At 62.1% G+C, this 26455-nt stretch carries 23 protein-coding genes; 11 read left to right on the top strand and 12 right to left on the bottom strand.

The window, feature by feature from the left end; translation table 11 throughout:
• Positions 1-32 precede the first annotated feature (32 nt).
• The 3 genes from SM130_RS21450 to SM130_RS21440 form a co-directional block, all read right to left on the bottom strand.
• Entirely contained in the window at positions 33-659 is a 627-nt protein-coding gene (locus tag SM130_RS21450) for a CDP-alcohol phosphatidyltransferase family protein (protein WP_102826547.1), read from the bottom strand.
• A 166-nt stretch (positions 660-825) separates the two neighbouring features.
• Complete coding sequence (locus SM130_RS21445) at positions 826-1779, bottom strand: homoserine kinase (protein WP_102826548.1); 954 nt, start codon at positions 1777-1779, stop codon at positions 826-828.
• A gap of 24 nt (positions 1780-1803) precedes the next feature.
• Positions 1804-2088, bottom strand: a complete 285-nt coding sequence (locus SM130_RS21440; protein WP_015278846.1) for a DUF2782 domain-containing protein — start codon at positions 2086-2088, stop codon at positions 1804-1806.
• 76 nt (positions 2089-2164) lie between these two features.
• On the opposite strand from SM130_RS21440, the gene polA reads away from it, so the two are divergent.
• From polA to SM130_RS21410, 6 genes are all read left to right on the top strand, one after another.
• On the top strand, positions 2165-4909 hold the full coding sequence (polA, locus tag SM130_RS21435) for a DNA polymerase I (protein ID WP_102826549.1): 2745 nt from the start codon (positions 2165-2167) through the stop codon (positions 4907-4909).
• 556 nt (positions 4910-5465) lie between these two features.
• Positions 5466-5984, top strand: a complete 519-nt coding sequence (locus tag SM130_RS21430; protein WP_003284174.1) for an Hcp family type VI secretion system effector — start codon at positions 5466-5468, stop codon at positions 5982-5984.
• Between the two features lie 183 nt (positions 5985-6167).
• Entirely contained in the window at positions 6168-8207 is a 2040-nt protein-coding gene (gene tssI, locus SM130_RS21425; RefSeq protein WP_102826550.1) for a type VI secretion system tip protein TssI/VgrG, read from the top strand.
• The gene (locus SM130_RS21420; RefSeq protein WP_102826551.1) at positions 8204-9052 is read left to right on the top strand and encodes a DUF4123 domain-containing protein; all 849 of its coding nucleotides are present in this window, start codon (positions 8204-8206) and stop codon (positions 9050-9052) included. Before tssI ends, SM130_RS21420 begins: the two co-directional genes overlap by 4 nt.
• A gap of 14 nt (positions 9053-9066) precedes the next feature.
• Positions 9067-12504 carry a T6SS effector BTH_I2691 family protein gene (locus SM130_RS21415; protein WP_102826552.1) on the top strand — a complete coding sequence of 1146 codons (3438 nt, stop codon included), beginning with the start codon at positions 9067-9069 and terminating at the stop codon, positions 12502-12504.
• Between the two features lie 6 nt (positions 12505-12510).
• Complete coding sequence (locus SM130_RS21410) at positions 12511-13284, top strand: hypothetical protein (RefSeq protein ID WP_102826553.1); 774 nt, start codon at positions 12511-12513, stop codon at positions 13282-13284.
• A gap of 154 nt (positions 13285-13438) precedes the next feature.
• Here SM130_RS21410 and SM130_RS21405 read toward each other — a convergent pair whose 3' ends face one another.
• The 6 genes from SM130_RS21405 to SM130_RS21380 all read right to left on the bottom strand — a co-directional run bounded on the left by SM130_RS21405 (position 13439) and on the right by SM130_RS21380 (position 17761).
• Entirely contained in the window at positions 13439-15394 is a 1956-nt protein-coding gene (locus SM130_RS21405) for a DUF4105 domain-containing protein (RefSeq protein ID WP_102826554.1), read from the bottom strand.
• Positions 15391-15711, bottom strand: coding sequence for a DUF2388 domain-containing protein (locus SM130_RS21400; protein WP_102826555.1), 321 nt, complete (start codon positions 15709-15711; stop codon positions 15391-15393). The genes SM130_RS21405 and SM130_RS21400 overlap by 4 nt, the downstream gene beginning before the upstream one ends.
• A gap of 42 nt (positions 15712-15753) precedes the next feature.
• A complete protein-coding gene (locus SM130_RS21395; RefSeq protein WP_102826556.1) occupies positions 15754-16050 on the bottom strand; it encodes a DUF2388 domain-containing protein in 297 nt (98 codons plus the stop codon).
• A 112-nt stretch (positions 16051-16162) separates the two neighbouring features.
• Positions 16163-16480 (bottom strand): DUF2388 domain-containing protein, encoded by a 318-nt coding sequence (locus tag SM130_RS21390; RefSeq protein WP_102826557.1) that lies wholly within the window; start codon positions 16478-16480, stop codon positions 16163-16165.
• A gap of 116 nt (positions 16481-16596) precedes the next feature.
• Complete coding sequence (locus tag SM130_RS21385; RefSeq protein WP_102826558.1) at positions 16597-16797, bottom strand: DUF1127 domain-containing protein; 201 nt, start codon at positions 16795-16797, stop codon at positions 16597-16599.
• A 163-nt stretch (positions 16798-16960) separates the two neighbouring features.
• Positions 16961-17761 carry an AraC family transcriptional regulator gene (locus SM130_RS21380; RefSeq protein WP_181019295.1) on the bottom strand — a complete coding sequence of 267 codons (801 nt, stop codon included), beginning with the start codon at positions 17759-17761 and terminating at the stop codon, positions 16961-16963.
• An 87-nt stretch (positions 17762-17848) separates the two neighbouring features.
• Between SM130_RS21380 and SM130_RS21375 the strand changes: the two genes are divergently transcribed.
• Both SM130_RS21375 and SM130_RS21370 read left to right on the top strand, forming a co-directional pair.
• Positions 17849-18838 (top strand): bile acid:sodium symporter family protein, encoded by a 990-nt coding sequence (locus SM130_RS21375; protein ID WP_102826560.1) that lies wholly within the window; start codon positions 17849-17851, stop codon positions 18836-18838.
• Between the two features lie 119 nt (positions 18839-18957).
• Positions 18958-19548 (top strand): NAD(P)H-dependent oxidoreductase, encoded by a 591-nt coding sequence (locus SM130_RS21370; protein WP_102826561.1) that lies wholly within the window; start codon positions 18958-18960, stop codon positions 19546-19548.
• 151 nt (positions 19549-19699) lie between these two features.
• Here the strand turns inward: SM130_RS21370 and SM130_RS21365 are convergent, their stop codons facing one another.
• Genes SM130_RS21365 through SM130_RS21355 form a run of 3 tightly spaced genes read right to left on the bottom strand, consistent with a single transcriptional unit; the run spans position 19700 to position 22592 of the window.
• On the bottom strand, positions 19700-21136 hold the full coding sequence (locus SM130_RS21365; RefSeq protein WP_102826562.1) for an NAD(P)(+) transhydrogenase (Re/Si-specific) subunit beta: 1437 nt from the start codon (positions 21134-21136) through the stop codon (positions 19700-19702).
• A gap of 3 nt (positions 21137-21139) precedes the next feature.
• Positions 21140-21457, bottom strand: a complete 318-nt coding sequence (locus SM130_RS21360; protein WP_003284152.1) for an NAD(P) transhydrogenase subunit alpha — start codon at positions 21455-21457, stop codon at positions 21140-21142.
• A gap of 13 nt (positions 21458-21470) precedes the next feature.
• Positions 21471-22592, bottom strand: a complete 1122-nt coding sequence (locus SM130_RS21355; RefSeq protein ID WP_102826563.1) for a Re/Si-specific NAD(P)(+) transhydrogenase subunit alpha — start codon at positions 22590-22592, stop codon at positions 21471-21473.
• Between the two features lie 522 nt (positions 22593-23114).
• Between SM130_RS21355 and gspE the strand changes: the two genes are divergently transcribed.
• The 3 genes from gspE (at position 23115) to gspG (ending at position 26452) form a co-directional block, all read left to right on the top strand.
• Entirely contained in the window at positions 23115-24629 is a 1515-nt protein-coding gene (gene gspE, locus SM130_RS21350) for a type II secretion system ATPase GspE (RefSeq protein WP_102826564.1), read from the top strand.
• A gap of 168 nt (positions 24630-24797) precedes the next feature.
• Positions 24798-26012, top strand: coding sequence for a GspF family T2SS innner membrane protein variant XcpS (gene xcpS, locus SM130_RS21345; RefSeq protein ID WP_102826565.1), 1215 nt, complete (start codon positions 24798-24800; stop codon positions 26010-26012).
• A 5-nt stretch (positions 26013-26017) separates the two neighbouring features.
• A complete protein-coding gene (gene gspG / locus SM130_RS21340) occupies positions 26018-26452 on the top strand; it encodes a type II secretion system major pseudopilin GspG (RefSeq protein WP_038664842.1) in 435 nt (144 codons plus the stop codon).
• Positions 26453-26455: the final 3 nt, after the last annotated feature.

Genomic DNA, 26455 nt, shown 5'->3' with positions numbered 1-26455 from the left:
CTAGCGAAAGGCGGGGGTGCTGGACGGGTATTTCAGTTGGCTTTGGCTGGTGCGGATGCGGTTTCCGCAAGGCCTTGCCTGATCCGGTTGATCAACGTGACGATCGACAGTACGGCGATCAGCAGCAAAAGGCCGTTGACCCAGGCAGAGGGCAACAGGCCCAGGGCGATTCCAGCCGCCAAGACGCCGAAGGCAAACGCCCGGTCGCTCTTGCCCATGGGGCCGTCGTAGCGGCGTGAGGCGCCAACCATCGGGCCGAGTACGCCGGCGTATTCGGCCAGTGCCGCGAGCACTACCACCAGCACCACGGCAGCAGGCCAGACACCCGGCACCAGGGCCAGCGGAAGATAGAGCGCTGCATCGGCGGCCACGTCGCAGAGTTCGTTGAGGTAGGCACCGAGCTTCGATTGCTGCCCGAACTCGCGGGCCAGCATGCCGTCGATGGCGTTCAGCGCCATGCGCAGCAGCATCCACAGTGGGATCAGCAGAAAAATCCAGAGGTGCTCGACCAGCAGCGCGACCGCCGCGGCAACCGCCAGCGAAACGACCAGTGCTGCCAGCGTGACCTGATTGGCGGTGATGCCGCGCTCATAGAGATGCTGAACCAGGGGGCGCAGTAGCGCCTGGAAGCGGGGTTTGAGCTGATAGATGGAGGGCATGCATCGATTCCTTTCGATGATGAGGGGCGTTGCGCGCTCCGGCTGCTGCCAGCGTGCGTCCTGTGCGGCCGGCACTTTGGGGTAAAGCCCCGGCGGTCGCAAGTTGCGCTGGAGAATTTGCGAGGCGTTGAACGCTTTCGCGCGGGGTTTGTGTCTGGGATTCGATTTAGAAAGCGAAAGGCAGCGCGCTGGAGGGATGCTGGCGCGCCTTCAGCAGGCGGTGAAACTCATCAGGATCTTTCACCTGCACGTCCGTCTTGCCTTCGTGACGCTGCGCCGCAATCAGCCGCGACAGCCAGAAACGCACACAGCCCACGCGCAGCATCGGCTGCCAGAGTTCGGCTTCGGCCGGGGTGAAACGACGCAGCGCGGAGTAGGCCGCCAGCAAGGGTTCGCTGCGCTCGCCGTCGATTTCGCCGTTGGGGTGCGAGCACCAGTCGTTCACGGCGATGGCCACGTCGTAGAGCATCGGGCCCGAGCAGGCGTTGTAGAAATCGATCACGCCGGTCAGATGGCCGCCTTCGAACAGCACGTTGTCGCGGAACAGATCGGCATGCAGGTTGGCCCGCGGCAGGGCGAGCAGCTTCGGTCGCAACTCGGCGATCTCCGCCAGGCCATCGCGCAAGAGTGGCAGCTGATCGTCGGGCAGGTTCAGCGCCAGGCTTGGCCCCTGTGCCTGCATCCAGTCCAGGCCGCGGTCGCTGGCGCGTTCGAGGATGTGCTCGCGAGTGGCCAGATGAAGACGCGCCAGCAGCCGTCCGACCTCGGCGCAGTGGTGTGGATTCGGATCCATCACATGCTTGCCGGCCAGACGTGGTTGCAGCAGCGCAGGCTTTTCCGCCAGCTCGCGCAGCGCCTCGCCCTGCTCGCTGCGCAGCGCATAGGGCACCGGCAGGCCGGCACGGTGCAGCACGTCGAGCAGTTCGATGAAGAACGGCAAATCCTGGCTCGGGCCACGCTCGATCAGCGTCAGTACATATTCACCCTGATCGAGGCTGACGAAGAAATTGCTGTTCTCGCTGCCTGCGACGATGCCCTGAAAGTCGCGCAGCCGGCCGAGCCGGTACGGCGCCAGAAAGGCCTCCAGTTCATCGCGTTGCAGGGGCGTGAATACCGACATGCTGTGCTCCTAGCGACTCATGGATTACCAGCTGAAGATCTTCCAGGAAGGAATCAGCATGTCTGGTTGGTCGGCGCGAACGAAGTTGCCGTCGTTGCCATCGGCGCGCACCAGAAAGTAAGGCTTGCCGTGCTTGGGGGTGACCTTCACTGCATAGAGGAAGCCGTTGACGCGGTATTCCTCGACGGTACGGTCGCCCTCCTGACGGATGGTTACGTCCGGCTCGCCATCGACCGACTCCTGGGCGAAACCGGCCAGGGGAGCGCACGCCAGCAGGCTGGCCAGCATCAGGTGTTTGAGAGCGCGCATGGTAACCTTGTCCCTTTGTCGATAAGTGGTCCTTCGCATTCTAGCTCCGGGCCCGCCGAAAAGGTTGATTCCGCTCATGAGCCAAGCCCCCCTCGTCCTGGTGGACGGTTCGTCCTACCTCTATCGCGCCTTTCATGCCCTGCCTCCGCTGACCACCTCGACCGGCAAGCCGACCGGGGCGGTCAAGGGCGTGCTGAACATGCTGCTCAGCCTGCGCCGGCAGTACCCGGACAGCCCGTTTGCGGTGGTCTTCGACGCCAAGGGACCGACCTTTCGTGACACCTTGTTCGCCGAGTACAAGTCCCATCGTCCGCCGATGCCGGATGACCTGCGCTCCCAGGTCGAACCGCTGCACGCCAGCGTGCGTGCCCTTGGCATGCCGCTGCTCTGCGTGGAAGGGGTCGAGGCCGACGATGTAATCGGCACCCTGGCCCGGCAGTGCGCGGCGCTGGGTCGTGATGTGGTGATCTCTACTGGCGACAAGGACATGGCCCAGCTTGTCTGTCCCCACGTCACTCTGGTCAATACCATGACCGGCAGCGTCTACGACATCGAAGGGGTGAAGAACAAGTTCGGCGTTGGCCCTGAGCTGATCATCGATTTTCTCGCGCTGATGGGCGACAAGGTCGACAACATTCCCGGTGTGCCTGGCGTCGGTGAAAAGACCGCTTGCGGCCTGCTCAATGGTATTCCCGGCGGGCTCAAGGGTTTGTACGAGAGCCTCGATCAGGTCGCCGGCCTGCCGATCCGGGGAGCCAAGACGCTGGGCGCAAAACTCGCCGAGCATCGTGACGCGGCTTTCATGTCCTACGAGCTGGCGACCATCAAGCTCGATGTGGCGCTGGATGTCGAAGTTGCCGATCTGATGCCCGGCGAGCCGCGTCGCGAGGCGTTGATCGCGCTGTACCGCGAGCTGGAATTCAAGAACTGGCTGGACGACCTGCTGCGCGAGGCCAAGGCGGCCGGCGAGAACTGCGAGGTGCAGCCCGAAGGCTGCTCCATTCAAGCCGAAGCCGAGTACACCACGATCCTCGAGCAGGCCGAGTTCGATGCCTGGCTCGATCGCCTGAAGAACGCCGAGTGTTTCGCCTTCGACACAGAAACCACCAGCATCGACGCGCAGAAGGCACAACTGGTCGGGGTGTCCTTTGCCATCGAGGTCGGCAAAGCCGCCTACGTGCCGCTCGGTCACAGCTATATGGGCGTACCGCAACAGCTCGATCTCGATGCCGTGCTCGCCGCACTCAAGCCGCTGCTGGAAGATCCGGCGAAAACCAAGGTCTGCCAGCACGGTAAGTACGACATGAACGTACTGATGCGCTACGGCATCGAGATGCGCGGCATGACCTTCGACACCATGCTCGAATCCTACGTGCTCGACGCCACCGCCACGCGCCACGACATGGATAGCCTAGCGCTCAAGTACCTCGGGCGGGGCACCATCCGCTTCGAGGACATCGCCGGCAAGGGCGCCAAGCAGCTGACGTTCGACCAGATCGCCATCGAGCAGGCCGGTCCCTACGCCGCCGAGGACGCCGATGTCACCTTGCGCTTGCACCGGACGCTGCTTGGCAAGTTAGAACAGACGCCCTCGTTGCTCAGGGTATTGACCGAGATCGAAATGCCGCTGGTGCCGGTGCTTGCGCGCATCGAGCGCAACGGCGCGCTGGTCGATGCCAACCTGCTGGGCCTGCAGAGCGTCGAGATCGGCAACAAGCTCGTCGAGCTTGAGCGCGAAGCTTTTGAGATGGCGGGTGAGGAATTCAACCTCGGCTCGCCCAAGCAGCTCGGCGCGATCCTCTATGAAAAGTTGGGTTGCCCAGTGCTTTCCAAAACCGCCGGCGGTCAGCCGTCCACGGCCGAAAGCGTGCTGGCCGACCTGGCCGAGCAGAACTATCCGCTGCCCAAGGTGATCATGCAGCACCGCTCCCTGAGTAAGCTCAAGGGCACCTACACCGATAAGCTGCCGCAGCAGATCAATCCACGCACCGGGCGTATTCATACCAGCTACCACCAGGCAGTGACGGCTACTGGCCGGCTTTCTTCCTCGGATCCAAACCTGCAGAACATCCCGATCCGCACTGCCGAGGGTCGACGCATTCGTCAGGCCTTTGTCGCCGCGCCGGGCTACAAACTGCTGGCGGCGGATTATTCGCAGATCGAGCTGCGCATCATGGCGCACCTGGCGCAGGATGCGGGTCTGCTGTACGCCTTCCAGAACGATCTGGACGTCCACCGCGCCACCGCCGCCGAAGTCTTCGGCGTACCGCTGGAGCAAGTCAGCAATGACCAGCGCCGCAGCGCCAAGGCGATCAACTTCGGCCTGATCTACGGCATGAGCGCGTTCGGCCTGGCCAAGCAGATTGATGTCGGCCGCAAAGAAGCGCAGGAATACATCGACCGCTATTTCGCCCGCTACCCCGGCGTGCTCGCCTACATGGAGCGTACCCGCACCCAGGCGGCGGAGCAGGGCTACGTGGAGACGCTGTTCGGCCGCCGGCTATACCTGCCGGAGATCAACTCGAAGAACGGCGCCATGCGCAAGGGCGCCGAACGCACCGCGATCAATGCGCCCATGCAGGGCACCGCGGCAGACATCATCAAGCGCGCGATGATTGCCGTGGACGATTGGCTGCAGCAGAGCGGGCTGGATGCTCGGGTGATCCTGCAGGTGCATGATGAGTTGGTGCTGGAGGTGCGTGAGGACTTGGTCGAGCAGGTGCGCGAGGCGATTTGCCCACTGATGAGCCAAGCCGCGACGCTGGATGTGCCGCTGCTGGTGGAAGCGGGCGTTGGCAACAACTGGGACGAGGCCCATTGACCGAGTGTTGCCAGAAAACGTCGCTAGTCGACAATTTTTTTCGTGGCGGCTGAAACTTTCGCTGCAACTCCTCGGTCAGAGCATGCGAAGGGTGTGAAAGCCCTTCGATGCTCCTTGTTGTGTTAAGTGTTGGCAGATCTCTGGACCCCGCCCTAGCGGTCCGGATTTGGACCTCGAACTTCCCCCTCCCCCAATGAAGTTCGAGGTTTTTTTTGCCTGCAAAAAGGCTGCAGGGCGACAGCAGCCTGTTCCATGTGTCGCGAGCAGCATCTGTGGTCCAACTGCGCAGCTTCTTGCCACATTCTCTGTGGATAACATTGTGGATAGTTCGCCTTCAGGCTTATGGCCTAAGGGTTCTAGGACCACTGCGCAGCTTTTTCCCTGGGCTGCGCTAATAGTTGCGCAGCTTTCTGTGATCAGTCACCCAACAGGCTAAGGTCACTTACATTGCCTGGTGATTAACTTGTTGAAAAATATAGTTTTTTAATAGATGGCATGAGCCGTGTAACGGGAAAGCTGCCATTAGGCATTTCGATTCCCAGCAAGGAGAGCTCTCATGCCAACACCCGCATACCTGTCCCTCGAAGGCACTAAGCAAGGCCTGATTACCGCCGGTACCTTCACCGAGGACTCGGTGGGTAACATTTTCCAGGAAGGTCATGAAGACCAGATTCTGGTGCAGGCTTTCCAGCATCAGGTCATCATCCCGCGCGACCCACAGTCCGGTCAGCCCACCGGCCAGCGCGTGCACAAGCCACTGATGATCACCAAGGTGTTCGACAAGTCGTCGCCGCTGATCTTCAACGCCCTGACTTCTGGCGAGCGCCTGAACAAGTGCCGTCTGGAGTGGTACCGAACTTCCTCGACTGGCACTCAGGAGCACTACTACACCATCGAGCTGGAAGATGCGGTGATCGTCGACGTGCAGTCGCGCATGCCCAACTGCCAGGACCCGAACATGTCCCATTTCACCCATCTGGAAGACGTGTACTTCACCTACCGCAAGATCGTCTGGACCCATGAAGTCTCCGGCACCTCCGGCTCCGACGACTGGCGCACCCCGATCGCTGGCTGATCAGCCGCGGTCCCGCTTCGGCCAGGCGAGCCTGGCCGAAGTCTTTTACGAAGCATTGTGCAAAACCCCGGACTGCCGTTGCGGAATGCCGAAACCGAGCATTCCAGAGCGGCTGGCCTGTGTTACATCGAGGCTCCGCAAGCGCCCATGCGCTGATACATGGACTGAACAGGAGGAACATGGATGTTCGCCCCAGCCAACCAGGCCCACTTCACGCTTTCCCTCGAAGGCGTCGAGCACGACTTCAAGGTGCTCGAATTCCAGGGTCGCGAGGCCATCAGCCAGCCCTATCGCTTCGACCTGGAACTGGTCAGCGAGCGCCCCGATCTGGATCTGGAAAGCCTGCTGCATCGCCCGGCTTTCCTCGCCTTCGCGCCGGATGGCAGCGGTATTCATGGGCTGGTGCATCAGGCCGCCCAGGGTGAATCCGGCAAGCGCCTGACCCGCTACCGCCTCACGCTCGTGCCGCAGCTGGCGTATCTCGCCCATCGCACCAACCAGCGCATCTTCCAGTACCTCAGCGTGCCGCAGATCGTCGCCCAGGTGCTTGAGGAGCACGGCGTCCAGGCCGACGCCTACCGCTTCCAGCTCGGCCCGGTGATCTACCCCGCGCGTGAATACTGCGTTCAGTACGACGAATCGGACCTGCATTTCATCCAGCGTTTGTGCGAGGAAGAAGGTATCCATTACCACTTCGAGCACAGCGCGGCCGGCCATGTGCTGGTCTTTGGCGACGACCAGACGGTCTTTCCCAAGCTCGCCGCCACCGCCTATCAGCAGGACAGCGGCCTGGTCGCCGACCAGCCGGTGATCAAACGCTTCGGCCTGCGCCTGGAGACCCGCACCAGCCGCGTCACGCGCCGCGATTACGATTTCGAGAAGCCGCGCCTGACCATGGAGGCCGCCTTCCATAGGGACTTCCAGCCCGACCTCGAAGACTACGATTACCCCGGCCGCTTTACTGAGCGCGCCCGCGGCAAGCACCTCTCGCAACGCGCTCTGGAACGCCACCGCCATGACTACGAGCTGGCCAAAGGCGAAAGCGACCAGCCACGACTGGCGAGCGGGCACTTCCTCCCGCTCGGCGAACACCCCCGCACCGACTGGAACCAGCTCTGGCTGCTCACCGAAGTGTTGCACGAAGGCAAGCAACCGCAGGTGTTGGAAGAATCAGTCACCAGCCATGTCGATAGCGGTGACGGCTTCGTTCAGGGCTACCGCAACCACTTCACCGCCACCCCCTGGGACATCCCCTTCCGCCCGGCTCTGAAGCATCCGAAGCCGAAGGTTCTCGGCAGCCAGACCGCCGTGGTCACCGGTCCTCCCGGCGAAGAAATCCACTGCGATGAGTACGGTCGCGTCAAAGTCCAGTTCCACTGGGACCGCCACGGCCAGGCCGACGACAAGACCAGCTGCTGGCTGCGCGTTAGCTCCAGCTGGGCCGGCGACCGCTACGGAGGCATCGCCATTCCGCGGGTCGGCATGGAAGTGCTGGTGACCTTCCTCGAAGGCGACCCCGATCAGCCCTTGGTCACCGGCTGCCTCTACCATAAGGAACACCAGGTCCCCTACGACCTGCCGGCGAACAAGACTCGCACGGTGTTCAAGACCCTGAGCTCCCCAGGCGGTGGCGGTTACAACGAACTGCGCATCGAAGACCGCAAGGGCGCCGAGCAGATCTATGTCCACGCCCAGCGCGACTGGGACGAGAACATCGAGCACGACCAGAAGATCCGCGTCGGTCACGAACGCCACGACACGGTGCAAGCCAACAGCTACAGCGAATTCAAAGCCGAAGAACACCGCACCACCCACGCTGACCGCAAAACCGAGATCCGCGCCAACGACCACCTCACTGTCGGCAGCAGGCAGCACCTGAAGATCGGCACCGGGCAGTTCATCGAGGCGGGCAATGAAATTCACCTCTCCAGCGGCCTCAAGGTGGTGCTCGAAGCGGGCAGCGAACTGACCTTCAAAGCTGGCGGCAGCTTTATCAAGCTCGATGCCAGCGGCATCACCATGGTCGGGCCTTTGATCAGGGTGAACTCGGGGGGAAATCCGGGGAAAGGTTCGGGTGCGGCGCCGATATTGTCGGGGAAGGTGAAGCCGGCGGATGCGGACAAGGCGGGCGAGCTGTTGGTACCTGCTCAGCGGCAGGCGCTGTTACGAGCGACGCCACGGTGCGAAATCTGCGAGCGAGCCAACCAGGAAGCCGAAGCATGAGCCGCGACTTTCTGCTCGTCGATGGAGTGCTTCGTCAGGACGCTCTGCAATGGCTTTATGGGGCAGGCGAGCCTATTGAGGTCATCCCTCTCTACAACGGCACCCGCTGGGATGACGTCAAAGAGCTCGGCCCAATTCTGGTTGGACTGGACAGCCATTCGTCCTTACTGGGTGAATGGCGAAGCAGCCCCTCTCTTCAGCGTCAGGCCAGCAGGCTACAAAGCTCGGCAGCACTGAACGATGTCGCCGATCACCTGAGCGAGTTCATCACCATCACAGACAATCTAGGCAGCTACAGCCTCTTCCGTTTCGCGGATCCGCTGGTGACCTCTTATTGGCTGAATAGCTACCCCCCATCCGCTTATCAAAGTCTTCTGGGCCCCATCAGCGAATGGCTCGTATCCCTACCCCCGCCCCGCTGGGCTCCCTCGCGTGCAGTCGAATGGCAGTCCTATCGCTCACAACCCAACAGCCCCAGGACGGAGGGCAAGCTCAACCATCTCGCCGATGATCAGGTTCAGGCGCTCGAACAGGCCTATCGGCGAAGCTTCAAGGAGCGGCTATACGGTTGGTTGATCGAAGACTACCCCCAAACCCTCTCCGGACTTGGCGAACAGGAGCGAGGCCAATGGCTGGAGCAACGCCTGCTTGATGCCGAAGGCTGGGGACTGGTCAACGAGCGGAGCATTGCGGTCTGGCTCGAGCGCTGCGCCTGCTGGGGCGATGACTTCGCTACACGCTCCGACAGCCCTTACCAGGCCTGGTTAGCCGAGACCGCAGACGCCCAGAAACTACCGCCAGAGCGGCGTATTCAAGCCCTGGATGAAGACTGCCTTGCCGGCTAAAGGAACGGATCTCCATGAGCACGACAACCTCCGACAAAACCTTGCAGCAAGCCAAACGCAATCAGGCCTTTGAAAACAAGCCGGCGAATGCGAGTGGCCAATGCCCATTAAAAGCGGGCGAAATTGCAATCCACCCCGTTCGCTATGCAATTGACGAGTCACCGGCCCGCGGCAGCGCCCAGGGCCAAAATCCGCTACCCAACGGCTGGAACACCGGTCATCTACCGAAGCTCAAGACGCGCAGCTATACCTTGCGTCAACTCCGTGATGGTTGGCTATACGTGTGGGATGAAACGGATCGCATGCTTCACGAGTATCAGGTCAAGGGCCACCAATTCATTCGCCATCAGTGGGGTGGTGCGCAATTGGGCAAAGATGAACGAAACAATCCCGGTGCCAGCAAACCCTATCTGCTGTACCCGAAACGAAGCCGCCTGCTGATCGCCTACTCCCCCGTGCAGTGGACCTGGCGCCTATGCGAAAAAATGCGCAGCAACCCCCAGGAGCAAAAGCGCTGGATGCGCGCACTGAACTTGCCGCAATACTGCACCCAGATGCAGGCGGCACATGCCGCGGCTATCCGCGAAATAGGCAGTGCGGTCGCCGATATCCTGGCAGGAGGGGAAGCCCCGACGTTCAAGAGCTGTCTGGTAGCGGCGAATAAAGACGATACGTCCCGCCCCTGCAAGCCGCCGATAGACCAGGCTCTCATACTCGGCAGCGTGCCCGATCAGGACAGCGCCCTCTTCATTGCTCTGGACGACCCCATGGCCATCGTCGACGATCTGGCCATGAATCTACAGGGCCGCTGGTTGGAACTGGTAGCAGCAGACAAACAGCACGCCAACAAGATCAATAGCGCTACGGTCATTCAGGGACTTTGCGGCGTCAAGCTAGACCCTTTCATCCCCAAATCGGTATCAGCCAACCCAAGCCGCAGGCAAGCTTTCATCAAGGATGCTCACAACCTGCTCGATAGCGAAGCGCAGCTTCTCAATCACAGCGGCAGTGATGCGACCCTGACACTTAAATCGCTGCAGGTGCAGCGGACTCAACAGCAGTTCCGCACAAATTGGGGCACCCCACCTTCGGGGCCAAAATGGCGCGCCCTGGTAGAAGAATGGCAGCAGAAAAAGATTTGGCGCGAGGACGTTCGCTTCGATGAGACCTGGAGTTATCTGCAAGAGCGCTCCGATGAAATAGAGCGCCTCAATGCCCACCTCCAACGCAGCGAAAGCGACCTGCTCACCTGGCTGAAAAGCCTCAGCCCGAAAGCGGAAGAGGTTTTCTATGACCCCTGCCACCCGCAGCAATCGACCGACCTGCTGGACACCATGGCCAACCTGTATGAACAGTTGGGGGCGAGCGATACGGGTAAGAAATGGCTGTGCGAGCAGTACGGCAAACCCACTACGCTGGCAGGCCTGGCACTATTCAATTTCAGCGCTGAGCTTTCCGCACTGATCGACAAGATCTCCGCCAACTTCACCACCTACGGCACCATCGACGACCAAGGGCGGCAGGGCGACGGCAGCGGGCAGGCCCACGGCGTGCTTTCCGATGCCACCAGCGAAGTCAGCCGGGCCAGCGAGGTGAAATCGGTACTCGATCTGCCGAGTGTGCAAGGCAGCAGCCTTTACAAGAGCCTTTCCGAACCCGGCAAGCGTGCCTTCGAGACCTTGCGTGCAGTGGTGGGACAAAAAGCCAAGGACAGCTGGAACCTGATGGCCTTTGTTCTGCTACCTGCGTTAAGCACGAAATTTGCGCCCAAGGTTCGAATCTTCGCCTTCAGCGTCACTCAGGTCCTGGTTTCTACGGAAATCTCCACGCAGACGCGTTTGATTCTGGATACTGACTTCGCGAAGAAGAACCGTAAATGGCAAATGCAGATTGCCCAGCTAGAACAGAGCATCAAGGGTCTGCAACGCACTCTCTCTCTACCAGGTAAAGGCCCTGACAAACGCTCAGCGCGCATACAGTTGCTCGGGCTGGAACAAAAGCGCGAGACGCTGAACCTGCGAAGGCCTAATGAGGTAATCGGCAGCGTCGTCACCGAAACAAAGATCACTAGCGTACAAACTCGCCAAGTGAACCTGTGGCTCACGACACTGGGCCAATCAGAGCTGCTAGATCAGTTGCAGCTCAAAGCAAAAAGTTCGGCAGGTTACGCTGCCCGCAGTCGTCAGTGGATGAACCAGGAACTCGGCGGCAGCCTGCCCGTACTGGTCGCAGGGCTGAACGTTTGGAACTTCATCAACAGCCTGGATAAGGCACACAATGACGGCATTTTCAGTGAGGATGAGCTGCGCACGGTCGGGGCTAACGCCGCCTATTCCGCCAATGCACTGATGGCGCTCTGGACAGTACCGGCGTGGAACAAGTGGGCCAGTATGCAAGGGGCACTCAGAACACGAACAACACAGCTGGCGAAAGCAGGCGTCAGCACTTGGCTGAAAGCTGGAAGCGCAGAATTTTCGGTCTTGGCTCGTAAACTGGTGTTACGCACCATGGGCATGGCGGCATTCGGCGCTATCGCTGCGGGAGTGGAGGCTTGGCAGGTTTCCAATGATATCGATAAGGCCACAAGCGCTGGAGAAGGCTACGCGCTGCGTACGAAGCAAATCACTCTAGGCCTTATGTCAACAGTCGCAGGTGTCCAGTTAGTCGGCAGCGCATTGGGCTTCTGGTTCGGTTTTGCCTGGGTCATGTCCAATCCGGTGACCATCATCATCGCGCTGCTCGGCGTGATCTACCTAATCTCCAGCATGGTCGCCAATCAGTACAAACGTGAGGGTCTGCGGCTCTGGCTGTACCGCAGCAGTTGGGGTAAATCCCCCACTTGGACGCATAGCGACGAGCATCACAAAGAAGAACTGCGTACCCTGAAGGAAATCTGCCTACGCCCCAGTCTGGCAGCTCGCGCCTCCACCTTGCCTTATTATGGCCGTGGCCCCCGCGTCTATACCGGCTTCTGGCTACAGCTCCTGCTGCCGTCCGAACTGGCGGGAACAGCCGTCAAGCTGAAACCGGCCATGGTCGACAGCGGCTGGTTTTCCGATAGCCTGATGCAAGGCATGGCAGACAGGTTCTACGACCAGTTCCTCGAAGGCCACTGGGCGCCCATCGACCAATTTGGCCAACCGCCCGCACAGCGTCCCAATGGGCCGCTGCCCGGCGACACCCTCTACCCCAAGGACACACAGCATCGCCTATGGCAAACCTGGATCGCCTACCAGCGCCCCCCCGTGCTGGAATTGGAAGTTCGCTACCCGGAGCAGATCCTGGAAAGCGCCAACGGTCGGGGCTACATGTTCCGCATGGATATAGGCGCCTCATCCTCCGAGGCGGATCTGAAGAGAGATGCTTTCAGCAAGGAACCCAATACCGATATGGTGCTCTCTTCACAAAGTACCCGCTGGCTCCCCTTGCAGGCGCCTCATGCGAGTAAATGATTGCTTATGAGCAGTATCTTGAACAGATGCCTACATACTCTTCCCTGGAATCAACCCATTGAGCTTCCAGAGCACCACCAGTGGAAGCACGTAAATCAACATGCGTTGCTAGAATGGAGAATTAAGGCAAGGCCTTATAATACAATCGTCGCAAATGGTATGTTTTGGTTCATGATGGCCGCCGCTCTAGGTGCCTGTTATTTGATGTTTTTCAAGAACGACAATTCTCCTTTAATCGAAAAGCTAGGTTGGAGTGCAATATTTCTTTCTGTTTTCTTTTTGGCTCTGCATGGCACAACCCACCAAAAAACGAAATTTGCTTATCGCCTGACCGAAACAGGGATTGAGGTCTGCGAATGGAAAGCCCCAGGTAAAGGCTGGATAGTTGCCTTGAAATGGTTAACAGTTATCGCAGCTATCGCCATCCTATTCGTTGTTGCGCTTGATCCATCCGCATTTTGGATAGCGCTCGCTGGGCCTGGCGGTATGGGATTGCTTTATTTAACAATGGCTAACTCAGAGAAATTTCAAGAACTACATACGAGCCACCACACGTATGAATACCAATGGAGCGAGTTCAAAAAAATAACTTTGGATCGGTCTAAGAGCATAATTTGCCTTGAGTCACCTTGGCTCAGCCCGCACTCAAATGAATATGTGGATTGGCCGTTCTATATTTTCTCGGACAAACGCAACTTCGAAAAACACGCCACTTTCATCCGGGGGAGGTTAAAAGAACTCCCCCTAAAAGAAGAGAGAGTCTCAGTGCTGCAATTCTAGCTTCGGGATACAACACTGCTTTTGCTTTCTTCAGGAAGCACTCAACCAGTCCCTGGGTGCGTGAACTACCCCTCGTACCCGACGCAAGAGATAGTTGTCCGAATACTGCAATTGAGTTGTTTGGCTAATCGGATTACTACCGAAACGTAACTTGTCACGGCAACTCCAACCCACCCCCAGCCTTGTGCAACCCGCGCAGATGCTTGCCGATCTGAGCCAGATTGACCTCCGTCGCCTCCAGCTCCTCCCGCCGCTCGTCCCCCAGTAGCAAACGCACTTCCTGGTCCAGCTCCTCGCTCAGTTGATTCAGGCGCAGTTGGCGTTGTTCGCTTTCGCGTTCCAGGCGGGTCCATTCGCTGGGCTGTGGCAAGCCGTAGCCTTGGCCGTCGAGCAGTTCGGCCGGGCGGCTGAGGTAGCCGCTGTTGGCGAGGATTTCCTGCAAGGCGCCGTCGGCTTTGTTCAACGTGGCGTCCCGGCCGCGGCCGCCGAGGTAGCGGTTCTTCAGTTCGTCCTGGGCAAGGAGTAGCTGGCGGCGCAGGGCGGCCTGTTCGACCAGTAGCAGGGCGGCGGCGGCGCGCAGGTCGGCGCGGTCGATCCAGGGTTGGCGCTCGGCGGCGCTGAGTTCCAGCCATTGTTCAACGCTCTGTTGCGGGAGGCCGAGGCGTTCCTTGAGGACGGCGAACATGGCTTGGTAGCGGTCGCGGTAGGAGTCGAAGCGATAGCCCAGACGCAGCGCTTCACGCGGATCGTCGAGCACACTGGCGTCGGCCAGGCCTCGGTGGATCAGCACTTCCAGCAGCCCGTTGGGCATGATGCTATCCAGCGTGATCAGTTCGTCGCGCGCCGTGCCGCTGCGCAGCAGCTTGAGGGTTTCTACCGCGCAGTTGTTGGACAGGAAATAGTAGTCGCCGTCGTAGCTCCAGTGCAGTTCGGCGCTGCGCTCGACCAGTGCGCGGATCTCCTTGCGCTGCAGCTTCAGCGGCACCGAAGCCAGCCCGCGCAGCTCCACCTTGGTGTATTCGTCGATCACCTGGCCCAGCGGCAGGATGAACAGCCGTGATGGATAGACGCCGGTCAGGCCGTCCCAGCTGGAAAGCTGCACGTCATCGACGAAGGCGCGAAATGACAGCACCAGATGATGCTCCAGATCCAGTCGGCAATCAGGACCGGGCTCGCGACCCGGTGCACAGATCACCAGGCGCAGCATGCTGTGGCCCCAGCGGCTGACCCAGGCGTCGTTGGCTTCGGCGAACAGGTAATCGACTTCATAGACGCGCGCGGGGTCGAGGCTCAGCAGTGGCGTGCGGCCGAACTCGCGGCCGGCATTCAGAAACGGATATTCATCTGTGCAATCGGCAGCATGTTCCGGCGCCCAGCCGAAGTGCTCGCGCAAGTAGCGATGCAGGGATGGGCGGCGACAGGCGTAACTGGGATCGAGCAGGAAGTACTCAAGGTTTACCGCCACGAATTCCAGCGGGCTGGTCAGCTCGTAAGGGTCAGGGCTGCGTGCTAGCTGAGCATTGTCCAGCTCACGCAGGCCGCGCTTGCCGACGCGCTGCGGCCAGCCAGCCAGGTCGAGCAAGCGTGGATCGTCGCTCAGGGTGAAGCGGCGGTCGATCTGCCCTCGGCAGTGATCCGGCAGGCCAATCTGCCCGAGATTGCTGGCGCGCTGACGGCACTGGCCCTGCAGCAGGTGCTGACTGGGCGACCACAGGCGAGCACGGTCATAGAGATGCGCCACTTCGTGAACGACGGTGGCGAGCAGCTCGCGGCGTACCGTGCCGTGGGGACGATTGGTCTTATCGCTGGCGGCGCTGCCGTCGGTCAGTGCCGACAGCAGGCGGCGATTGAGTTCCAGGCGATTGCCACCGGCGCGTCCATAGGCTTGCTCTGGCAGGTCGTTGCGCCACTGCACGCGAACCTCGCGGTCGAGGCTCTGCAGCAGCCGTGGCGGCAAGGCGGCGATGGCTTCGTCCAGCAGCGCCTGGCTGGCGGCGCGTTGCTCGGGTTGCAGGTCGCGCGTATCGAGCACCAGGCGCAGGTCGGCATGAGCGATGACCGAGCCCAGACCCAGGCAGCTCGCCAACAGCCAGGCGCATGGGCGGATCACAGGGCGAGGATGGCTTCGGCCAGTTGCAGGTCGCTGGCGTTGCGCGCTGCGGGGAATTCGTTGCGTAGCGTGCCGATCGCGGCTTCCAGATGAGCGCCGCGGATTTCGCCGGCACTGGCGACGAAGCTGGCGGCGTCTTCACGTGCTTCGACGACGACTTTCATGTCGCTGATGCGGCTGGTCACATCGGAGGTGAAGTTGATGCTTCGGTCCAGGGCGCGCACAACGATGTTGCTGGTGGCGATGAGGGTCTGCGCCTGAGCGGTTCCCGCAACGACGACCAGCGCCAGCGGGGCAGCGAGCAATAGCTTGTGCATGGATGAGTCTCTCAAAGTCGGGGCACCGGCAGGCCGGTGCGGTTATTGGACGAGGATCGCTTCGGCCAGTTCCAGATCGCTGGCAGCAAGCTCCGGGTATGCCTGGCGCAGGCGCAACATGGCCGCCTGCAGGCGTGCCGCAACGTGCTGCCCGTCGCTGGCGACGAAGTCCGCGGCATCATCGCGAGCGTCGCTGATCAGCTTGTTGTCGAAGGGCGCGCTGGTCAGCTGGCTGCTGACGTAGCTGGCCTGCACGACGCCTGCGGTGGTGACATCGAGGGCCTGGACCGAGCTGGCGAAGAAAGCGAGAAGCAGAATGGCGATGGAAAACGAACGCATGTGAACCCTGTTGCCGAGTAAAACGGCGCCAAGGCTAGCGAAACGCCCGCTGCAGGGCCAGTGCCCGGTTGCATCCGCAGGTTTCGGCAGCGCTCATACGCTGCCGCATGCGTCAGAGGGCGAGAATCGCCTGGGCCAGTTGTAGATCGCTGGCCGCCAGTTGCGGGCGTTCGCTGCGGATATGCTGCAGCGCCGCTTCGAGATGCGCACCGCGCAGATCGCCTTCGCTGGCGACGAAGCGTGCCGCGTCATCGCGCGCATCGAGCACCAGCTTGTCATCGCGCAGGGAGGAGGTGAGGTCCGAGGTAGCGTCCACGGTGTTGATCAGGCCGCCGACCACCATGTCGGTGGTGGCGGTGAAGCTGGCAGCCGAAACGCCGCCGCTAAGCAGCAGGCTGGCAGCGAAAAAGGGGAGCAGGATTCGGGACATGGCAAATCTCCAGTAGTGAGGCTCTAGACCGCGCCATGGGCATGGCGTTCCCGCTGCTGCGGCCCTGTAGCACGCAGCATAGGCCGAATCGTTATGCGAGGTAGGACGAGGTTGGCTCAGCGCCAGAACGGTTTCTCCAACTCCGTCGCGCGCATGCTGTGGCTGATGCCGACGTCAGCCAGCTGACGCTCGTCGAGCTGCGCCAACTGCTGGCGGGTACGGCTGTTGCGATGCCAGCGGAGCAGCGTTTGCAGTATCTGCTGCCAATTGCGCCTGGCGCGGTCGACTACATAGAGACGGGGCAGTGTGCGGTCCATGGCGCGTTCCTTCCCGGCGTGGCCGGGTGCGGGTGATGGGTACACAGGATCGCGCGCGCCGCCAGAGCTCAACAGCCACAGGGGTTCTCGATTGTGCCGGTGCAGTTTTGCGCTGCGTGCAACTGTGTCGGTCGCAGGTGCGCCAACTGTTTCGGCCCTGCGTCTACTGGCGCGGTAGGCGCGAAAGAGCACCCGGGGTGGACCCGAACTGCTGGCTGAAGGCGGCGATAAATGCCGAGGTGGATTCGTAGCCACAGGCCAGCGCGACATCGGTGACCGGCTGGCCCTGTTCCAGCAGGGGAAGAGCGCTGAGCAGGCGCAAACGCTGGCGCCAGGCGCGGAAGCTGAGACCGGTGTCGCGCTGGAACTGGCGCGTCAGTGTTTTCTCCGACACCTGCAGGCGTTCGCTCCATTGCTTCAGGCTGAGCGACAGGTCGGGTTGCTCGTAGAGCGCTTCACAGACTTTGCGCAGCCGATCATCGCTGGGCCAGGGCAAGGAATAGCCGATTGCCGGCGCCGCACGCAGCTGGTCCAGCAGCACCGCAGCCAGACGGCCGTCGGCACCTTGCTCGTCGTACTCTGCCGGCAGGACGCCAAAGGCGCGGATCAGCTCTCGCAGCAATGGGCTGACCGCGAGCACCTGGCAATGCGCGGACGCCCAGGCCACGACGCGGTAATCGACGTATAGGCTGCGCATCTCGGTGTGCGGCGAGCTTATGACTTCGTGCAGCAGACCCGGCGGAATCAGGATGGCGCGCTGCGGTGGCGCAAGGAAACGGCCGCGGTCGGTGTGCACCCGCAGCACGCCGCTGATGGCGTACGACAGCTGCGCCCAGGGATGGCTGTGCCGCGGCGTGGTGGTGCGCTCGGCCAGAGACTCGCTGCGTGCAAACAGCGGCCGCGGCAGCGCGTCCATGGTTGGAATGCTGCGCTGCAGGAGGTTGCCTTGTCCTTTTCTCGACATTTGTCTTGCCAGTGGCGTTAGTCGGATATTCCAGGCGACAGTAGACTCGCTGGCAACTCGCTGCAAGCCACGCAATCAGGAGCGCACATGGCCAGACCTCGCCTGTTACCGGACAACTTCACCCTCGCTCTGCTTGGTGCAGTGGCCATTGCCACGCTGCTGCCAGCACGTGGGCAAGGCGTGGTGGTGTTCGAGTGGATCACCAACCTGGCCATCGCCCTGCTGTTCTTCATGCACGGTGCCAAGCTTTCTGGCAGCGCGATCCTCGCCGGGATGGGCCACTGGCGCCTGCACCTGTTGGTGTTCAGCTGCACCTTCGTGTTGTTCCCGCTGCTCGGCCTGGCCTTGCGCCCGGTATTGACGCCGATGATAGGACCCGAGCTGTACCTCGGCATGCTCTACCTCTGCGCCTTGCCGGCCACCGTACAGTCAGCCATCGCCTTCACCTCGCTGGCGCGCGGCAATATCCCGGCGGCGGTCTGCAGCGCGGCGGCGTCCAGCCTGATCGGCATCTTCCTCACGCCACTGCTGGTGCTGCTGCTGATGGGCGCGCAGGGCGAAGGCGGCTCGACGTTGGATGCCATCGGCAAGATCGTCGTGCAGCTGCTGCTGCCGTTCATTGCCGGGCAGATCGCGCGACGCTGGATCGGTGACTGGGTAGCGCGCAACAAAGGCTGGCTGAAGAACGTCGATCAGAGCTCGATCCTGCTGGTGGTCTACACCGCATTCAGCCACGCGGTGGTCGAGGGCATCTGGCATGAGGTGCCACTGCCGCAATTGCTCGGCCTGGTGCTGGCCTGCTGCCTGCTGCTGGCACTGGCATTAATCATCACCTGGTTGATCGCGCGCTGGCTGGGCTTCGATCTGGAGGATCGAATCACTATTCTCTTCGCCGGCTCGAAGAAGAGCCTGGCCACCGGCATTCCCATGGCGCAGGTGCTGTTCGCCGGTGGGGCGCTGGGCACGCTGATCCTGCCGCTGATGTTGTTTCACCAGATCCAGTTGATGGTCTGCGCGGTGCTGGCGCAGCGTTATGCGTCGAGGCCGGAATCGGCACCGGCGGTGAAAGCGGGCTGATAGAACGCCAGTTGGCGACGGATTCGTGACCGCAGCGCAAAGATGATTTGCCCGCCCCGGCCTGGGTACTTCGCCCGGTCGTGGGTAAGCTGCGCGCCATTCTGTCTCTGAGGCATTCCATGAAGAAGATTCTGCTACTCAACGGCGGCAAGGCGTTCGCGCATTCGGCCGGCCAGTACAACGCCACGCTGCATCAGGCGGCAATTGAAACCCTCGCCGCAGCGGGCTTTGAGATCAAGACCACCGAGATCGATGCTGGCTACGATGCGCAGGAAGAAGTCGAGAAAATCCTCTGGGCTGACGCACTGATCTACCAGATGCCCGGCTGGTGGATGGGCGCGCCCTGGACCGTGAAGAAATACCTCGACGAAGTGTTCACCGTTGGCCACGGCAGCCTCTACGCCAACGACGGACGTACCCGTTCCGATGCATCGCAGAAGTACGGCAGCGGCGGCCTGCTGCACGGCAAACGCTACATGATTTCCGCCACCTGGAATGCCCCGCAGCAGGCCTTCGACGACCCCGGCGACTTCTTCGGCGGCAAGGGCGTGGACGCCGTGTATCTGCCATTTCACAAGGCCCACGAGTTTCTCGGCATGCAGGGTCTGCCTACCTTTCTCAGCGTCGACGTGATGAAGCGCCCGCAAGTCGAAGCGGATGTCGCGCGTTACCGACGGCACCTGGGCGAGGTGTTTGGTTTCAGCGCTTGAGCCAGCCGAACTGGCGTGAGCCGGTGTTGATTGGTTTGGGTCAGCGTTGGTGAGCTGAAGCCCTCGGCAGGATGACCGACGGCGCCGGCGAGCAAAGAAAAACCCCTCGCGGCGAAGGCCGGGAGGGGTTTTTCGGTTCAACGGTTGCGGCTTAGTCGACAGCCTTGACCATGTCCTCGACCACCTTCTTGGCGTCGCCGAAGACCATCATGGTCTTGTCCATGTAGAACAGCTCATTATCCAGGCCCGCATAACCGCTGGCCATGGAGCGCTTGTTGACGATGACCGTCTTGGCCTTGTAGGCCTCAAGGATCGGCATGCCGGCGATCGCCGATTTCGGATCGGTCTTCGCCGCTGGGTTGACCACGTCATTGGCACCGAGCACCAGCACCACGTCGGCCTGGCCGAACTCGGAGTTGATGTCATCCATCTCGAACACCTGCTCGTAAGGCACTTCGGCCTCGGCCAGCAGCACGTTCATGTGACCGGGCATACGCCCGGCGACCGGGTGGATCGCGTACTTCACGGTCACGCCCATGTGCGTCAGCTTCTCGGCCAGCTCCATCAGCGCGTGCTGGGCGCGGGCCACCGCCAAGCCGTAGCCCGGGACGATAATCACGGTGTCGGCGTTGCTCAGCAGGAAGGCGGCATCGTCGGCCGAGCCGGACTTCACGTTGCGCTCCAGCTGGGCGCCCGCCGGGCCACCCGCATCGACGTCGGCACCGAAGCCGCCGAGGATCACGTTGAAGAACGAACGGTTCATCGCCTTGCACATGATGTACGAGAGGATCGCGCCGGAAGAGCCGACCAGGGAACCGGCGATGATCAGCATCGAGTTGTTCAGCGAGAAACCGATACCGGCCGCCGCCCAGCCCGAGTAGCTGTTGAGCATCGACACCACCACCGGCATGTCGGCGCCGCCGATGGGGATGATGATCAGCACGCCGATGACGAAGGCCAGCGCCACCAGAAGGGCGAAGGCGGTCAGGTTGCCGGTGAAGGTATAGACCAGGCCGAGCGCGAGGATCGCCAGGCCCACGGCCAGGTTGACCATGTGCTGGCCCTTGAACACCACCGGCGCGCCCTGGAACAGGCGGAACTTGTACTTGCCCGATAGCTTGCCGAAGGCGATCACCGAACCGGAGAAGGTGATGGCACCGATGGCTGCACCGAGGAACAGCTCCAGACGGTTGCCCACCGGAATCGCGTAACCGATCTGCTCGACGATGCCCAGCGACTGCGGCTCGACCACTGCGGCGATGGCGATGAACACCGCGGCCAGGCCGATCATGCTGTGCATGAAGGCGACCAGTTCGGGCATCTTGGTCATCTCGACGCGCTTGGCCATGATGGTGCCGACACTGCCACCGATCAGCAGGCCGACGATCACGTAGCCGATGCCGGCCGTAGCCAGCTCGCTGCCGAGTTTGAAGATCAGGCCGACCGTGGTGAGCATGGCCAGACCCATGCCGAGCATGCCGAACAGGTTGCCGCGGCGCGACGTGGTGGGGTGGGAAAGGCCCTTCAGTGCCTGGATGAAGCACACCGAGGCGACCAGATAGAGCAGGGTGATCAGGTTCATGCTCATGGCTTACTTGCCCTCTGCCTTGGCCGCGCTGCGGTCCTTCTTCTTGAACATTTCCAGCATGCGCCGGGTGACCAGGAAGCCACCGAACACATTGACCGCCGCCAGCGCCACGGCCAGGGTGCCCATGGCCTTGCCCAGCGGGGTGACGGTGAGCGCGGCGGCCAACATGGCGCCGACGATGACGATTGCCGAAATCGCGTTGGTAACCGCCATCAGTGGGGTATGCAGAGCCGGGGTGACGTTCCAGACCACGTGGTAGCCGACGTAGATCGCCAGCACGAAGATGATCAGGTTGTAGATGCCGTCTGAAATCAGATCCATGTTCGCGTCTCCCTTAACCGTTGGTCCGCACGACCTGGCCGTCGCGGCACATCAGGCACGCGGCGACGATGTCGTCTTCGAGGTTGAGCTGGAACTGGCTGTCCTTGTCGATGACCAGCTTGAGGAAATCCAGCAGGTTGCGGGCGTACAGCGCCGAGGCGTCCGCCGCGACCAGCGTGGCCAGGTTGGCGTGGCCGACGATGGTCACGCCGTGGCGCACGACCACTTGGTCGATCTCGGTGAGCGGGCAGTTGCCGCCGTGGCCGGCCGCCAGATCGACGATCACCGAGCCGGGCTTCATCTGCTCGACAGTGGCTTCCTGCAGCAGCGTTGGCGCGTTGCGGCCAGGGATCAGCGCGGTGGTGATGACGATGTCCGACTGCAGCGCACGCTCGTGCACCGCCTGGGCCTGGCGTGCCATCCACGAAGCGGGCATCGGCCGCGCATAGCCTCCGACGCCTTCGGCGCATTCGCGCTCTTCGTCGGTCTCCAGCGGCACATCGACGAACTTCGCGCCGAGCGACTCGATCTGTTCCTTCACCGCTGGACGCACGTCCGACGCCTCGACCACCGCGCCGAGGCGCTTGGCTGTGGCGATGGCCTGCAGACCGGCAACACCGGCACCGAGGATCAGCACGCGGGCGGCCTTCACCGTGCCGGCGGCAGTCATCAGCATCGGCATGAAGCGCGGGTAGTGGTGGGCGCCGACCAGCACCGCCTTGTAGCCGGCGATGTTGGCTTGCGACGACAGCACGTCCAGGCTCTGCGCACGGGAAGTACGCGGTGCGGCCTCCAGCGCGAACGCAGTGATGCCGCGGGCGGCCATGCGCGCGATACAGGCATTGTCGAACGGGTTGAGCATGCCCAGCAGCACGCTGCCGGACTGCATCTGCGCCAGTTCGGCATCGTCCGGCGCATTGACCTTCAGCACCAGCTCGGCGGCGAACGCCGCGGCCGCGTCGCCGATGGCTGCGCCGGCCGCTTCATAGGCGCTGTCCGGCACGCTGGAAAGCAACCCGGCGCCGCTTTGCAGCGTCACCCGGTGCCCTTGGCCGATCAGTTTCTTGACGGTTTCCGGGGTGGCGGCGACGCGCGTCTCCCCGGAGTGGGTTTCGAGAGGAACACCGATGTGCATTGTTGTTGTTCTCCTGCGTGATCATGACCAGTGCTGCGGCAAGCCGCGCACCGACGTGCTTTTCACCCGCCCGCTGCTCTGGCGGACGGGGTTTGGAACAGGTGAAACCTACCGGGCGACGCGTAAAAACGGATCGCCCGGCGGGGCATTCTGCAAGCCCTGAAAAAATCAAACAACTGTTTCAATCAAACGATTGTATTTGACGCATCGGTCGCAGGATGACTGCCTGTTTTCCGCGCTTCGCTGCAGATTGCGTCCTGTTTGGCTCCGCGTACGACCAAATCGTCCGCGCCAGGCACACGACGCGGCCGCATCATGAATGACGCGCCATTGATGGGATATTCGTCAGCGGTGCCAAGCGTCTCCGACCTTGGTGCCGGGTTAAGTCGGGCGTGCAGGAAAAACGCGTGCACGTTGAAATGTCATCCAATCCTTGTAGTCCAACTAGATTGGTTAGACCCGTCTGGAGTGTTTCGAACGTGGTGACGTCGGGTCGCTGCGTATCGCTGGTGGAGCTGCACGATGCCCGAACTCGATGTAAACGAAGTCACCGCGCTGCTCGAGCAGCCGGCCCAACGCCGTCTGCCATTCGCCTTTGCGCGGCGGCATGGGGTGATCCTGCTGGAGCGTGGCGGCGAGTTGCGCCTGGGCCTGCGCGAGGGCGCCGCGCTGACCGCGGTGCAGGAGGCGCAGCGGGTGGTCGGCATGCGTTTGCCGATGCAGTGGTTGCCGCAGGCCGATTTCGATCAGGCGCTCGGCGTGGCCTATCAGCACGATTCTTCCGCGGCGATGCTGATGGTCGAGGGGCTGGGCAATGATCTCGATCTGGCCAGCTTGGCCGATCAGATTCAGGAAACCGAAGATCTGCTGGAGCAGGAGGACGACGCGCCGATCATCCGCCTGATCAACGCCATTCTCGGCGAAGCGATCAACGAGAATGCCTCGGATATCCATATCGAAACCTTCGAGAAGCGCCTGGTGATCCGCTTTCGCGTCGACGGCATCCTGCGCGAGGTGGTGCAGCCCAAGCGTGAGCTGGCGGCCCTGCTGGTATCGCGGATCAAGGTCATGGCCAAGCTGGACATCGCCGAGAAGCGCATCCCTCAGGACGGGCGCATCTCACTGCGGGTCGGTGGGCGCGAGGTCGATATTCGTGTTTCCACGCTGCCCTCGGCCAACGGCGAGCGGGTGGTGCTGCGTCTGCTCGACAAGCAGGCAGGGCGGCTGACTCTGAAGCATCTGGGCATGAACGAGCATGACCGCGAGCAGCTGGAGCAGGCGGTAAGGAAGCCCCACGGCATCATCCTGGTCACCGGCCCCACCGGCTCGGGCAAGACCACCACGCTCTACGCCGCCCTGACCACGCTCAATGACCGCACGCGCAACATCCTCACCGTCGAGGACCCCATCGAATACCACCTCGAGGGCATCGGCCAGACGCAGGTCAACACCAAGGTCGACATGACCTTCGCTCGCGGCTTGCGCGCGATCCTGCGCCAGGACCCGGACGTGGTGATGGTTGGCGAGATCCGCGACCAGGAGACCGCGGACATGGCGGTACAGGCCTCGCTGACCGGCCACCTGGTGCTTTCGACGTTGCACACCAACAGCGCTATCGGTGCGGTCACGCGCCTGGTGGACATGGGCGTCGAGCCGTTCCTGATTTCTTCTTCGCTACTCGGCGTACTGGCCCAGCGCCTCGTGCGGGTGTTGTGCAATGACTGCAAGCGCGCCTATGTCGCCGATACCGCCGAGTGTGCGCTGCTGGGTGTGAGTCCCGACGATGCGCCGACGCTGTATCACGCCGAAGGCTGCGAGCAGTGCCGCGGGCTGGGGTACCGCGGGCGTACCGGCATCTACGAACTGGTGCTGTTCGACGATGCCCTGCGCACCATGGTGCACACCCGCGCCAGTGAACAGGACATGCTGCGCCACGCGCGGGTATTGGGCCCGAGCATCCGTGACGACGGCCTGCGCAAGGTGCGCGAGGGCGTGACCACCATCGAGGAAGTGCTGCGGGTGACGCGTGAGGAATAAGGGGATGAGCGGCTTGCAGCGATCAGTCGGGAAGTTACTGGTTAGCAGTTCGATATATGGGTTTGACCGTTTCGCGGGTTTGTTCGCGGTCAAGACCACTCCCATCGCCGTGCGCTGCCTTTGCAGGAGCGGTATTGACCGCGAAGCGTCAGCGCTGGAGCTAGCCTGATGGCCGCTTTCGAATACCTTGCCCTCGACCCGCGCGGCCGCGAGCAGAAAGGGCTGATAGAAGCCGACAGCCCGCGCCAGGCGCGCCAGCTGCTGCGCGAGAAGCAGTGGGCGCCACTGGAAGTAAAGCAGGCCAAGTCCAAGGAAGATGTCAGTCGCGGCGGCCTGAGTTTCGGTCGTGGCCTGTCGGCACGCGATCTGGCGCTGGTCACGCGGCAACTGGCGACGCTGGTGCAGGCCGCGCTGCCCATCGAGGAAGCCCTGCGCGCCGCGGCGGCGCAATCAACCTCGGCGAAGATCAAGTCGATGCTGCTGGCGGTGCGCGCGCGGGTGATGGAAGGCCACAGCCTGGCTGCTGCGCTGCGCGAATATCCGTCGGCCTTTCCCGAGCTGTACCGCGCCACGGTGGCGGCGGGGGAGCATGCCGGGCATCTCGGCCTGGTGCTCGACCAGCTCGCCGACTACACCGACCAGCGCCAGCAGTCGCGGCAGAAAATCCAGCTGGCGCTGCTCTACCCGGTGATCCTGATGGTCGCCTCGCTGGCCATCGTCGTGCTGCTGCTCGGCTACGTGGTGCCGGACGTGGTGAAGGTGTTCGTCAACACCGGGCAGGAGTTGCCGGCGCTGACTCGCGGGCTGATCGCTACCAGCGACGTGGTGAAGAACTGGGGCTGGCTGATCGTGCTCGGCATCATCGGCGCCTTGCTGGCCATGCGTGCGGCATTGCGCGATCCGGCTGTGCGCCTGCGTTGGCACGCGTTCATCCTGCGAGTGCCGCTGATCGGACGCCTGAGCCGGGCGACCAACACCGCGCGCTTCGCCTCGACCCTGGCGATTCTCACCAAGAGCGGCGTGCCGCTGGTGGAGGCGCTGTCCATTGCCGCCGCGGTGATCGCCAACCTGCGCATTCGCGAACGGGTGGTCGAGGCGGCGCAGAAGGTGCGCGAAGGCAGCAGCCTGACCCGCGCGCTGGATGCCACCGGCGAATTTCCGCCGATGATGCTGCACATGATCGCCAGCGGCGAGAAATCCGGTGAACTGGATCAGATGCTGGCGCGAACCGCGCGCAATCAGGAGAACGACCTCGCTGCCCAGGTGTCTTTGCTGGTCGGTCTGTTCGAACCGTTCATGCTGGTGTTCATGGGGGCTGTGGTGCTGGTCATCGTGCTGGCGATCCTGATGCCGATCCTCTCTCTCAACCAACTGGTGGGGTAACAACAATGAAGTTGCAACGACGCACGCAAGGGGGCTTCACCCTCATCGAAATCATGGTGGTGGTGGTCATCCTCGGCATCCTTGCCGCGCTGGTGGTGCCGCAGGTGATGAGTCGCCCGGATCAGGCCAAGGTCACCGTGGCCAAAGGCGACATCAAAGCCATTGGCGCTGCGCTGGATATGTACAAGCTGGACAACTTCACCTACCCCAGCACCCAGCAGGGCCTGGATGCGCTGGTGAAAAAGCCTTCCGGCAATCCGCAACCGAAGAACTGGAACCGCGACGGCTACCTCAAGCGCCTGCCCAAGGACCCATGGGGCAACGACTACCAGTACCTGTCGCCGGGTACCCAGGGCCAGTTCGACCTGTACTCCTTCGGCGCCGACGGCAAGCCCGGCGGCAGCGACCTCAATGCCGACATCGGCAACTGGGACCTGTAAACG

The sequence above is a fragment of the Stutzerimonas stutzeri genome (assembly GCF_038561965.1).
Lineage (GTDB): Bacteria > Pseudomonadota > Gammaproteobacteria > Pseudomonadales > Pseudomonadaceae > Stutzerimonas > Stutzerimonas stutzeri_AA.
Note: the sequence above shows the minus strand (reverse complement) of the source record. Positions and strands in the feature narration are given on the sequence as shown.

Bases quoted from the DNA above. Each gene is read 5' to 3' on its own strand.
- SM130_RS21430 (WP_003284174.1), top strand. From the start codon at position 5,466: ATGCCAACACCCGCATACCTGTCCCTCGAAGGCACTAAGCAAGGCCTG.
- gspG (WP_038664842.1), top strand. From the start codon at position 26,018: ATGAAGTTGCAACGACGCACGCAAGGGGGCTTCACCCTCATCGAAATC.
- SM130_RS21395 (WP_102826556.1), bottom strand. From the start codon at position 16,050: ATGCGTTCGTTTTCCATCGCCATTCTGCTTCTCGCTTTCTTCGCCAGC.
- SM130_RS21445 (WP_102826548.1), bottom strand. From the start codon at position 1,779: ATGTCGGTATTCACGCCCCTGCAACGCGATGAACTGGAGGCCTTTCTG.
- SM130_RS21375 (WP_102826560.1), top strand. From the start codon at position 17,849: ATGGCCAGACCTCGCCTGTTACCGGACAACTTCACCCTCGCTCTGCTT.
- SM130_RS21380 (WP_181019295.1), bottom strand. From the start codon at position 17,761: ATGTCGAGAAAAGGACAAGGCAACCTCCTGCAGCGCAGCATTCCAACC.
- SM130_RS21450 (WP_102826547.1), bottom strand. From the start codon at position 659: ATGCCCTCCATCTATCAGCTCAAACCCCGCTTCCAGGCGCTACTGCGC.
- tssI (WP_102826550.1), top strand. From the start codon at position 6,168: ATGTTCGCCCCAGCCAACCAGGCCCACTTCACGCTTTCCCTCGAAGGC.
- SM130_RS21355 (WP_102826563.1), bottom strand. From the start codon at position 22,592: ATGCACATCGGTGTTCCTCTCGAAACCCACTCCGGGGAGACGCGCGTC.
- gspE (WP_102826564.1), top strand. From the start codon at position 23,115: ATGCCCGAACTCGATGTAAACGAAGTCACCGCGCTGCTCGAGCAGCCG.
- SM130_RS21385 (WP_102826558.1), bottom strand. From the start codon at position 16,797: ATGGACCGCACACTGCCCCGTCTCTATGTAGTCGACCGCGCCAGGCGC.
- SM130_RS21440 (WP_015278846.1), bottom strand. From the start codon at position 2,088: ATGCGCGCTCTCAAACACCTGATGCTGGCCAGCCTGCTGGCGTGCGCT.
- xcpS (WP_102826565.1), top strand. From the start codon at position 24,798: ATGGCCGCTTTCGAATACCTTGCCCTCGACCCGCGCGGCCGCGAGCAG.
- SM130_RS21390 (WP_102826557.1), bottom strand. From the start codon at position 16,480: ATGTCCCGAATCCTGCTCCCCTTTTTCGCTGCCAGCCTGCTGCTTAGC.
- SM130_RS21400 (WP_102826555.1), bottom strand. From the start codon at position 15,711: ATGCACAAGCTATTGCTCGCTGCCCCGCTGGCGCTGGTCGTCGTTGCG.
- SM130_RS21360 (WP_003284152.1), bottom strand. From the start codon at position 21,457: ATGGATCTGATTTCAGACGGCATCTACAACCTGATCATCTTCGTGCTG.
- SM130_RS21420 (WP_102826551.1), top strand. From the start codon at position 8,204: ATGAGCCGCGACTTTCTGCTCGTCGATGGAGTGCTTCGTCAGGACGCT.
- SM130_RS21415 (WP_102826552.1), top strand. From the start codon at position 9,067: ATGAGCACGACAACCTCCGACAAAACCTTGCAGCAAGCCAAACGCAAT.
- SM130_RS21370 (WP_102826561.1), top strand. From the start codon at position 18,958: ATGAAGAAGATTCTGCTACTCAACGGCGGCAAGGCGTTCGCGCATTCG.
- polA (WP_102826549.1), top strand. From the start codon at position 2,165: ATGAGCCAAGCCCCCCTCGTCCTGGTGGACGGTTCGTCCTACCTCTAT.
- SM130_RS21410 (WP_102826553.1), top strand. From the start codon at position 12,511: ATGAGCAGTATCTTGAACAGATGCCTACATACTCTTCCCTGGAATCAA.
- SM130_RS21365 (WP_102826562.1), bottom strand. From the start codon at position 21,136: ATGAGCATGAACCTGATCACCCTGCTCTATCTGGTCGCCTCGGTGTGC.